Consider the following 9,605-nt stretch of genomic DNA (forward strand, 5'->3'; position numbering starts at 1 on the left):
GGCCTTCAAACAAGCCTCGGAAGCCCTGCGCGATGCCTTGCAGCATCAAAAAAATGGCTACCAGGGGGATGCTCCATGCCCCTGTTTACCGGGGCTTCATGCCCTCATTCCCTGGGTGAACTAAAATCCAGGTTAAATAATCCTTTGCACCCCGCCAAACTCCGCTACTTTGCGCGCCCTTTTCCCCGACCAAATGGAACCCGCCAAGAACATCCTCCGACTGGGTCTGCCGAACGGCAGTCTCCAGGAGCCGACGCTTGAACTTTTAAAGCGTGCGGGCTTCCATGTCGTGGTTTCTTCCCGTTCCTACCGGCCCACCGTCAACGATGAAGACCTGGAGCTGCGCCTGCTGCGCGCCCAGGAAATCGGTCGTTATGTGGATCATGGTTTCCTGGATTGCGGCATCACCGGCAGGGACTGGATCGCTGAGAACAAAGCGGACATCGAGGTCCTGGCCCAGTTCAATTACAGCCGCGCCACTGCCCGCGCCACCCGCTGGGTGCTTGTGGTGCCTGAAGATTCCCCCATCCAGTCCGTCAAGGACCTGGAAGGCAAGCGCATCGCCACGGAAGCCGTCGGCCTGACCCAGACCTACCTGGAAAAGAACGGCGTCAATGCCGAGGTCGAATTCAGCTGGGGCGCCACCGAGGTGAAGGTGCCTGAGCTCGTGGATGCCATCGTGGACATCACGGAGACCGGCAGCTCGCTGCGCGCCAACAAACTTCGCATTGTGGATACGCTGATGGAGAGTTTCCCTCAGTTCGTGTCCAGCAAAGCGGCCTTCCAGGACGCCTGGAAGCGCCAGAAGATGGAAACGCTCGTCCTGCTGCTGCGGGGCGCTCTGGAGGCCCGTGACAAGGTCGGCCTCAAGATGAACGTGCCATCGTCCGCTCTGGAGGAGGTTGTCGCCTGCCTCCCCTCCGAGCGCTCACCCACCATTTCCCAGCTCGCCAATGCGGACTGGGTTGCCGTCGAGACGGTGATTGCGGAATCCGTCGTGCGGGAAATCATCCCGCGGCTCAAATCTCTCGGTGCCGAGGGCATCGTGGAATATCCGCTAAACAAAGTCATCCCCTAGGATGACGCAAGAACACAGGAGAATACAGACATGGGATCGCTGAAAAAGCGCAGAAAGACGAAGATCAACAAGCACAAGCGCAAGAAGCGCATGCGCGCGAACCGTCACAAGAAGCGTTTGCGCTATAAGTCCTAAGCGCTAGCCTAGGTCACATGATGTGCCTCCGTTCCGCGAAGAGAAAAGCTCGATTCGCTCACGGAAGCACCATGTCTGCACGCTGCCGCCGGCTTCAATTCTGCCTGCTCGGACTGATCGTCCCGCTCCACGGAGCGGGCACCCAGCCCCCTGAGCAGGCAGATTTGTCTTTCCCCCCGCTCACCAGCCCGCCCGCCCTGCACCTGCAGAGTGACGGTGCTCTCGTGGCCCAGGCCCTGGCCCATTATACCAGCGCCCTCCAGTTTGAAAACTCCGGCAAGCTCCGCGAGGCGCTGGACCATTATCTCGCCGCCCTGGAGGTGGACCCTGCCAATCCTGACCTGGCCATGCATACGGCCGAGCTGGCCTACAGCTTCCGTGGCCGGCCAGTGGCTGTGGACATTTTGCAGAAAGCCGTCGCCGCCAGTCCCAATGACCCCGCGGCCTATCTAAACCTCGCCCGTTTTTGCGCCACCTATGCGCCGGACGACCCATTTGAAAACGACCGCGCCCGGCAGACGCTGGACACCGCTCTGCAAAAGTTCCCGAAAAAGGCTGAGGTTTACGGCTTTGCCGCTGTCACCTACCTCAGCCAGGGAGCCCGCAAAGAGGCCATTGCCGTCATGGACAAAGCCCTCCGGCAGCAGGTTTCCCAGTCCTCCTTCTGGCTCACTCTGGGCCGTGCTGCCCAGCAGGTCTGGCCCTTGGCCCAGACGGAGATGAGGGAGGAACACGTCCCCCGGGTGAATGCCTTCTACACCAAGGCCCTGAGTCTGGCCCCCGGAGTCAAAAACGAGCCTGTCCAGCTGGAGGTGGCCCAATACTATCTGCTCAGCAACCAGCTCGAGCTTGCCCGTGATCTCTGCGCGAGGATCGTCGCCCAAAGCGGCAACATCCAGGCCCGCAAGCTTCTCCACCGCCTCTATGATGCTTTTGACGATAAAGACAAGGCTCTGGAGCAGCTCATCGCCATCGTCAAAGCTGATCCTGGCGATGTCGAACAGCATCGCATGCTGGCTGCCGCCTATGAAGCGCGGGAAAATCATGCCGGTGCCATCACCCACCTGGAGGCTGCTATCCAGATCGGCGGCGGGGAGGGGGATGACTATCTTTACCTGGGAGAGCTCATGCTCCGTGCCGGGCAATATGAAAAGCTCATCCAGCTCTGCCGGCGCTGCATCAAGCTCTTCCCGGACCAGGCCACCTTTTACGTCCATGCCGCCCTGGCCTATCGCTCCCTCGAGAGGTGGGACGAATCCATCGAATCCTTTGCGCAGGCGGACCGGCTGGCCGAGATCGGCAGCGGGGAGCTGAGCAACTATCGCTTTTATTTCCAGTATGGCGTCACCCTGGAGCGCGGCGGCAAGCACGATGAAGCCGGGCGCATCTTCGAAAAATCCATCAACCTCACCCCTGCTGAGGATGCGCAGGCGGCTGCCAACACCATGAACTACCTCGGTTACATGTGGCTGGAACTGGAGCGCCACCTGGACAAAGCGGGCGAGCTGATTTTGAAAGCCAACGAGCTCCATCCTGACAATGCCGCCTTTGTGGACAGCCTGGGCTGGTGGCATTTCAAAAAAGGCGAATATGCCAAAGCCGTCAAAGAGCTCCAGCGCGCCATCAGCCTCATTCCCACCTTGCAGGCGGAGGATGCCGAAATCATCGAGCACCTGGGCCGGGTGTACCTCAAGATGAACGACCGGGAAAACGCCCGGGCCCAGTTCAAACGCGCCCTGGAACTCCAGCCGACCGATGCGGGCATCCTCAAACGCATTGAAGAAGGCCTGAAAAAAAGCGCCAACCAGTAAATTTGGCCGGCAAAAGTGACCGGCGTTTATCCGGCGTCATCGCTCACGGCGTGCGCCTGAAGATCTTCCAGGTTCACCCATTCTACGACAGAGGAATGCGTTGCCTCCAGGCACACAGGCGGGGCCACTCCGGCGTCCAGGGCCTCCTTCCATCTCGTTACACACAGGCACCAGCGGTCTCCAGGCTCAAGGCCGGGGAAGTCCCATTGCAGCACCGGCGTGGTCAGGTCATTGCCCTGGGCTTTGGAAAACGCCAAAAACTCTGCCGTCACCTGCACACACACCGTGTGCAGCCCCACATCGCCCGGGCCGGTGCGACAGTAGCCGTCGCGATAAAAACCCGTCATCGGCTGGCGGCAGCAGCATTCCAGTTCGTCACCAAGTACATTCGTGGGCATCTCTCAAAAGGAACAGATTGTTCGTTCCGTCACCCGATTTCTCACCGTTTGTTTTCCTCTCAAAACCCTCCACTCCCAGGCAGATCTGTGCCATCTTGCCGGCCGTGATTCAGCACCTCTACGTTCACATCCCCTTCTGCCATCGCATCTGCCCCTACTGCTCCTTTTACAAGCATCAGCATGGCAGCACTGACATGGCCGGATTTGTGGAAGCCGTGCTGGCAGAAGCACAGCGCGAGCAGGCCGCCCGCGCGGACCGCCTGGACCTGCGCTCCGTTTACCTCGGCGGCGGTACGCCCACCGCGCTCAGTGAAAAACACATGGAACGTCTCCTGTCCGGCCTCCGCGAGATCTTTGATCTCTCCCAGGTCACCGAATACACCAGTGAGGTAAACCCCCGTACCATCACGGCCTCCAAGGCCGCCATGATGCTCTCCCAGGGGCTAACCCGCATCAGCCTTGGCATCCAGGCCTGGGATGAGGCGACTCTCAAAACGCTGGGCCGTGACCACGCCCCGGCGGATGCGGAGGAGACCTACCGCCTGCTGCGCAATGCCGGATTTTCCAGCGTCAGCCTGGACCTCATGTTCTCCATCCCCGGACAGAGCCTGGATGCGTGGCGCGGCACCCTGGAGCGCACCATCGCCCTCCAGCCGGACCACATCTCCGCTTATAATCTCAACTATGAAGAGGACACCGAGTTCTTCCAGCGCCTGCGCAAAGGCCAGTATCGTGAGGATGAAGGCCGCGATGCCGAGTTCTTTTACCTCGCCCTCGATCTGCTGGAGGCCGCCGGCTACCAGCATTATGAGATCAGCAACTACGCCCGGCCCGGCTTCCGCTCCGCGCACAATGAGAGCTATTGGTTAGGCGAAGAATACCTCGGTCTCGGCCCCAGTGCCTATTCCACCATCGGTGTTCAGCGCTGGCAGAACATTCCGGATACCGCCGCCTACATGCAGCTCATCCAGACCGGCCAGCCCACCGCGCAGCCTGGCGAGGAACTCACCGAGGACCGCCGCCGCACCGAACGTTTCGGCCTGGAACTGCGCACCGTCCGCGGTCTCCCCGCTTCCCTCATCCAGCCCGACCAGCAGCGCATGCTCACGACCCTGGAAAGCGAAGGCCTCCTCACCCTCCGCGACGGCCACATCATCCTCACCCGCCACGGCAAACCCCTTGTGGATTCCATCGCCGTCGCCCTCATGGGATAGCAGCTCGAATCATGCAAGTGGCAAGACGGAGGGCAAAATCCCCTTGCACCCCCGCCGCATCCACCGGAAGTCTGAGCTTTCCTTTTCCCAATCATGCAAAGCCTTTGGAACGAAACAGAAGCCGCCACCTTTGGAACCGACTTGCTGGGCCAGCGCGTCTATACCAGCCGCCTGCTGGGGCGCAATCCGGCCCTGGTGCTGCATGGCGGTGGCAATACCTCGGTGAAAGTCACGGAGAAGGATTTCTTCGGCGATGACGTGGACCTTTGCTATGTGAAGGGCAGCGGCTGGGACCTGGCTACCATTGAGCGCGAAGGTTTTTCTCCGGTCCGCCAGGACGCGCTGGTCAAGATGTCCAAACTGCCGACGATGAGCGATGCGGACATGGTGCTGCAGCAGCGTGCCGCCATGACCAATCCAAATGCCCCGGCGGCCAGCATCGAGGCCATCCTGCATGCCATCCTGCCGTTCCGGTTTGTGGATCACAGCCACGCCAACGCCATCTCCGCGCTCACCTGCAATGCCGAAGGTGAAGCCCGCGTAAAGGAAGTCTTCGGTGACCGTGTGATCATCGTTCCCTATGTCATGCCCGGTTTCATCCTGGCCAAAACCATCGCCGATCTCATCGCCGGGCGCGACCTGCGCGCCGAAGGGATCCAGGGCATGGTCCTGCTGAAGCACGGCCTTTTCACCTTCGATGACGATGCCCGCAAAAGCTACGAGCTGCACATCGAGATGGTGACGATGGCCGAAGAATACCTCGCCAAAAAAAGCGGCGGCTCAGCCCATGCCAGCAAGCCCGCCAGCGAAGACCTCCTGGCCCTGGCCAGCCTGCGCCAGGCCGTCTCCAAAGTTCGCGGCGTTCCCCAGATCGCCCGGCTCAATGCCAGTGCTGAAGCCGTGGGTTATGCCGGCCTGGAAAACGTCGCCACCTTTGGCACACGCGGACCTTTGACCCCAGATCACAGCATCCGCACCAAACGCGCCCCCGCCTTCATTGGCCAGGACATCGCCGCTTCTGTGCAGAAGTTTGCGGATGACTACCAAGCTTACTTTGACCGCAACGCCAGCGGCCACACCATGCTGGATGCCGCGCCTCGTTTCGCTATCTGGCCAGACCAGGGGGTGGTGAGTTTTGGCGATACGTTAAAGGATGCCAAAATCGTCGCCGACATCGCCGAATCCACCCTGGCCACTGTGCAGCTCGCGGAGGCCGTGGGTGGCTGGGAGCCGCTTCCGGAGAAGGACATTTTTGAAATCGAATACTGGGAACTGGAGCAGGCCAAGCTTCGCAAAGGCCCCGCCCGCAAAGTCCATCAGGGCAAGGTCGCCCTCGTCACCGGCTGTGCCGCTGGCATTGGCTTCGCCATCGCTGAAAGCCTGGCCGAGCAGGGCGCGCAGGTGGTGGGTCTGGACATTGACAAGGACATCCCGGAGATCATGAAGAAGATCGGCGGCGTGGGCATCGTCGTGAACCTGACCGAGGACAAGCCCGTGCAGGAAGCCATCGAGTTCGTTGTGCGCGAATACGGCGGCATTGACATCGTCGTCTCCAACGCGGGCATTTTCCCCAAGAACGAGCCGCTGGATACGATGCAGCAGAACGATTGGGACCGCACCATTTCCATCAACCTCACCAGCCATCAAAAGCTGATGAACAAGGTCATCCCTTTTGTTAAACTCGGCCTGGATGCCAGCATCATCTTCGTCGGCAGCCGCAACTTTAAAGCCCCCGGCCCCGGTGCCTCCGCTTATTCATGCAGCAAGGCGGCCCTCACCCAGCTCTGCCGCGTCGCCGCCCTGGAGCTTGCGCCTTACCGAGTGCGTGTCAACATCGTCCACCCGGATGCCGTGTTCGATACCAAGCTCTGGACCCCCGAAGCCCTCCAGCGCAGCGCCGAGCGCTATGGCATGACCGTGGATGAGTACAAAACCAAGAACCTCATGAAGGTGGAGATCAAGAGCAAGGACATCGGCAACATGGTCTCCGCCATGGCCTCGCCGTTGTTCGCCAAAGTCACCGGTGCCCAGATCCCTGTGGATGGCGGGAATGACCGGGTGATTTAAGGGTCTTCCTTGCTATGGCATGGCCTGAGAGGCGGCATTTCCGGTGGACGGCCTCTCTCCAATCCACAAATGAATTCCTCTCACCGGCAGGAGAGATGGTTTGTGTTCGAGCATCCATGCGGCGGGTTTTTTCCGCCTGGTGTGCGGCTCGACGGGCTTTCTGAGTTTGGTGGGGGCAGCTAAACCAGAGGCAAATTTGGGTCCACGTCGGCCTCAAGTGCGGAAGTATGGCCTAACTGGAAACGTTGGGCGGCGGCGTAGGCGATCATGCCGGCGTTGTCGGTACAGAGGTCTGGCCGGGCGAGGAGTAGAGTGAGGTTTTCTTTTTCGCAGCGGGCGGTGAGCTTTTCCCGCAAGCCGCGGTTGCAACTGACGCCGCCGCTGACGGTGACAAGGGTCTCGCCCGTCAGGCGGGCGGCGAGGACGAGCTTTTCCACCAGAACGCTGATGATGGCCTCCTGCACGCTGGCGCAGACATCGGCGAGGACGGCGGGGTTTTCGAGGTCAAGTTTGGGCAGCTCGTAAAGCACGGCGGTCTTGAGGCCGCTGAAACTGAATTCCAGGCTTTGGCCATCCATGAAACTGCGAGGGAAGGTGTAAGCGTGCGGATTTCCCTGGCGGGCCTGTTTGTCAATTTCCGGGCCGCCGGGGTAGGGCAGGCCGATCATTTTGGCGACTTTGTCAAAGGCCTCGCCAGCGGCATCGTCGCGGGTGCGGCCTAACAAAGTATAATCGCCCACACTGCGCACCTGGACGAGCATGGTGTGGCCGCCGCTGACGATGAGGGCCACGCAGGGGCGCACGGGACCCTGGCCGCCCATGAAAGGGGACAGCAGGTGGCCTTCCATGTGGTTGACGGCGAGGAAGGGCTTTTTTTCGGCAACGGCCAGCGCTTTGGCCATGCTGGTGCCGATCAATAGCGAGCTGACGAGGCCTGGGCCGCTGGTAGCGGCGAAGGCGGAGATGTCTGGCAGGGTGAGCCGGGCTTCAGCCAGGACGGTTTCGACCAGGGGACGGACGTGGAGGATGTGGTTGCGGGAGGCGACCTCCGGTACCACACCGCCGTAGAGCCGGTGGATGTCCGCCTGGGAAGCGATGCGGGAGGCGAGCAGGCTGCCGTCAGGCGTGCAGATGGCCGCTGCGGTCTCATCACAGGAGGACTCGATGGCGAGGATGTGCATGGGAGGCTGGACAGGGCTGGGCGGAGCGAGCGGGAAAGGAGAATGCGGTCGTTAAGCTGCCTGGAGGAAAGGCCGTTAGGCGGTGCGTGTGGAGGCGCGGCGCAATTTGTCCATCATGGCGACGCCCATGCCGTGCTCGAGCATGGGCTCGGCGATGATTTCATCCACACCGAGTTTGTCGAGCTCGCGCATGACGTAGAAGAAGCGCACGGCGGCCTCGGGCAGTTTGCCGTTGCCGGGGCTGAGGATCATGATTTCCTTCCAGTCGGTAAGGTCCAGGTAGCCGTCTTTTTCCTCGCCGCGATAGCTCATGAGGGCGTAGGTTTTGCCCTCCACGGGGATGAAGTCGGACGGCTTGCTGAGCAGGCGCAAGGGGGTGCGGGGGGCGTAGTGGGAGGCGAGCTGGCCGGGGGCCTCGCTAGCGGTGGCATCGTCCACGACGTTGCGGGTCATGCGCTGGAGGCGGCCATAGAGCTTCAGCTCCTCCGGGGTGATGGGGCCGGGCCGCACGATGGTGATCATGTTTTTCGGGCTGCCGGGTTCCACTTTGATAATGGTGGACTCCAGGCCGTGCAGGCAGGCCCCGCCATCCAGGATGAGGGGGATGCGGCCGTCCAGTTCCGCCAGGACGGCATTGGCCGAAGTGGGGCTGATGGCTCCGAAGCGGTTGGCGCTCGGTGCGGCGATGGGTTTGTTCAGCGCGGTGGCCACCCTTTTAAAGATGGGATGGCTGCTGATACGGACGGCCACGGTGGGCAGGCCGGCGGTGACGATGTCAGGTACGCAGGCTTTCTTCGGCAGCAGGAGTGTGAGGGGGCCGGGCCAGTAGCGCTCGATGAGGCGCATGATGGTTTTATGCACGTCCTCCGGGATGTCCGCGACGGTCTCCAGCATCTTGCGGTCGGGCAGGTGGACGATGAGAGGGTCAAAAGACGGGCGCTCTTTCGCCTCGAAGACCTTGGCCACGGCGGCAGGATTCAGGGCATCGGCGGCCAGGCCGTAAACCGTTTCTGTGGGCAATGCCACCACCTCCCCCGCCTGCAGCAGGCGCACCGCTTCCTCCACGGCATGATGCAAGAGCGGTGGCTGATCGGTCGGCAGGATGGTCGTAGGCATGAACATTTACGTTTGGGCCAAAACCATCCAATTGCAAGTGGCACACACATTTACTTTATGCCAGGCATACAATTGTTGACGATGACGGCTTTGATGCTATGCATCGGGGTATGAAGGCGACTCAAACCACTGATCCGCAACACGATGCGCTGGAGGCGCAGCTCGTGGGCGTGAATGCCAAGACGGCTCCCTATCCTGCCGCGCGCTCCTGGTCAGGCGGACGCAAACGGATCGTCGGCAAAGGCCCTTATGAGAGCTATTGTTACCACGTCATGTCACGGACCTGCGGCGGCGAGGTCTTCTTCGATGACGTGGAAAAGGAGGCGCTCAAGCGGCTGATGTGGCGGCTGGCAGACTTTTGCGGGGTGAAGCTCGTGACGTATTGCATCATGGGCAATCACTTCCACCTGCTGGTCGAGGTGCCGAAAAGAGACCTCTGGCTGGAGCGGTTCTCCGGGCCGCAGGGCGAAGAAAAACTCATGGAGCATCTCGCCATCCTCTACAGTAAAACCTACGTCGGACTGCTGCGGCAGGACCTCGCCGAACTCCGCCGCCAGGGCCTGGAAAACCGCGCGCAGGAGAAGCTCGCCGCCATCAAAAAACGC

At 61.1% G+C, this 9,605-nt stretch carries 9 protein-coding genes; 6 read left to right on the forward strand and 3 right to left on the reverse strand.

The features are described from left to right. Positions 1–193: 193 nt before the first annotated feature. From hisG to WJU23_RS23460, 3 genes are all read left to right on the forward strand, one after another. The gene (hisG, locus tag WJU23_RS23450) at positions 194–1,078 is read left to right on the forward strand and encodes an ATP phosphoribosyltransferase (protein ID WP_346335072.1); all 885 of its coding nucleotides are present in this window, start codon (positions 194–196) and stop codon (positions 1,076–1,078) included. A gap of 30 nt (positions 1,079–1,108) precedes the next feature. Further along, complete coding sequence (locus tag WJU23_RS23455; protein WP_133796641.1) at positions 1,109–1,213, forward strand: AURKAIP1/COX24 domain-containing protein; 105 nt, start codon at positions 1,109–1,111, stop codon at positions 1,211–1,213. Positions 1,214–1,284: 71 nt separating this feature from the next. After that, positions 1,285–3,024: a tetratricopeptide repeat protein gene (locus WJU23_RS23460; RefSeq protein WP_346335073.1), complete on the forward strand. Its 1,740-nt coding sequence runs from the start codon at positions 1,285–1,287 to the stop codon at positions 3,022–3,024. Positions 3,025–3,050: 26 nt separating this feature from the next. Here WJU23_RS23460 and WJU23_RS23465 read toward each other — a convergent pair whose 3' ends face one another. Continuing rightward, complete coding sequence (locus WJU23_RS23465) at positions 3,051–3,422, reverse strand: DUF2237 domain-containing protein (protein WP_346335074.1); 372 nt, start codon at positions 3,420–3,422, stop codon at positions 3,051–3,053. A gap of 104 nt (positions 3,423–3,526) precedes the next feature. On the opposite strand from WJU23_RS23465, the gene hemW reads away from it, so the two are divergent. Continuing rightward, on the forward strand, positions 3,527–4,636 hold the full coding sequence (gene hemW, locus WJU23_RS23470) for a radical SAM family heme chaperone HemW (RefSeq protein WP_346335075.1): 1,110 nt from the start codon (positions 3,527–3,529) through the stop codon (positions 4,634–4,636). A 93-nt stretch (positions 4,637–4,729) separates the two neighbouring features. Next, positions 4,730–6,703 carry a bifunctional aldolase/short-chain dehydrogenase gene (locus WJU23_RS23475; RefSeq protein WP_346335076.1) on the forward strand — a complete coding sequence of 658 codons (1,974 nt, stop codon included), beginning with the start codon at positions 4,730–4,732 and terminating at the stop codon, positions 6,701–6,703. Between the two features lie 179 nt (positions 6,704–6,882). Here the strand turns inward: WJU23_RS23475 and tsaD are convergent, their stop codons facing one another. Together tsaD and WJU23_RS23485 are read right to left on the reverse strand one after the other, a co-directional pair. Continuing rightward, positions 6,883–7,884 carry a tRNA (adenosine(37)-N6)-threonylcarbamoyltransferase complex transferase subunit TsaD gene (gene tsaD, locus WJU23_RS23480; protein WP_346335077.1) on the reverse strand — a complete coding sequence of 334 codons (1,002 nt, stop codon included), beginning with the start codon at positions 7,882–7,884 and terminating at the stop codon, positions 6,883–6,885. A gap of 75 nt (positions 7,885–7,959) precedes the next feature. Continuing rightward, positions 7,960–9,000, reverse strand: a complete 1,041-nt coding sequence (locus WJU23_RS23485; protein ID WP_346335078.1) for an L-threonylcarbamoyladenylate synthase — start codon at positions 8,998–9,000, stop codon at positions 7,960–7,962. Positions 9,001–9,110: 110 nt separating this feature from the next. Here WJU23_RS23485 and WJU23_RS23490 point away from each other — a divergent pair. Then, positions 9,111–9,605: transposase (locus WJU23_RS23490; RefSeq protein ID WP_346335079.1), on the forward strand; the 495-nt coding region annotated here is incomplete at its 3' end.

The sequence above is a fragment of the Prosthecobacter sp. SYSU 5D2 genome, assembly GCF_039655865.1.
GTDB lineage: Bacteria > Verrucomicrobiota > Verrucomicrobiia > Verrucomicrobiales > Verrucomicrobiaceae > Prosthecobacter.

Coding starts and splice junctions, on each gene's coding strand:
- hisG (WP_346335072.1), top strand. CDS start 194: ATGGAACCCGCCAAGAACATCCTCCGACTGGGTCTGCCGAACGGCAGT.
- WJU23_RS23455 (WP_133796641.1), top strand. CDS start 1,109: ATGGGATCGCTGAAAAAGCGCAGAAAGACGAAGATCAACAAGCACAAG.
- WJU23_RS23460 (WP_346335073.1), top strand. CDS start 1,285: ATGTCTGCACGCTGCCGCCGGCTTCAATTCTGCCTGCTCGGACTGATC.
- WJU23_RS23465 (WP_346335074.1), bottom strand. CDS start 3,422: ATGCCCACGAATGTACTTGGTGACGAACTGGAATGCTGCTGCCGCCAG.
- WJU23_RS23475 (WP_346335076.1), top strand. CDS start 4,730: ATGCAAAGCCTTTGGAACGAAACAGAAGCCGCCACCTTTGGAACCGAC.
- tsaD (WP_346335077.1), bottom strand. CDS start 7,884: ATGCACATCCTCGCCATCGAGTCCTCCTGTGATGAGACCGCAGCGGCC.
- WJU23_RS23485 (WP_346335078.1), bottom strand. CDS start 9,000: ATGCCTACGACCATCCTGCCGACCGATCAGCCACCGCTCTTGCATCAT.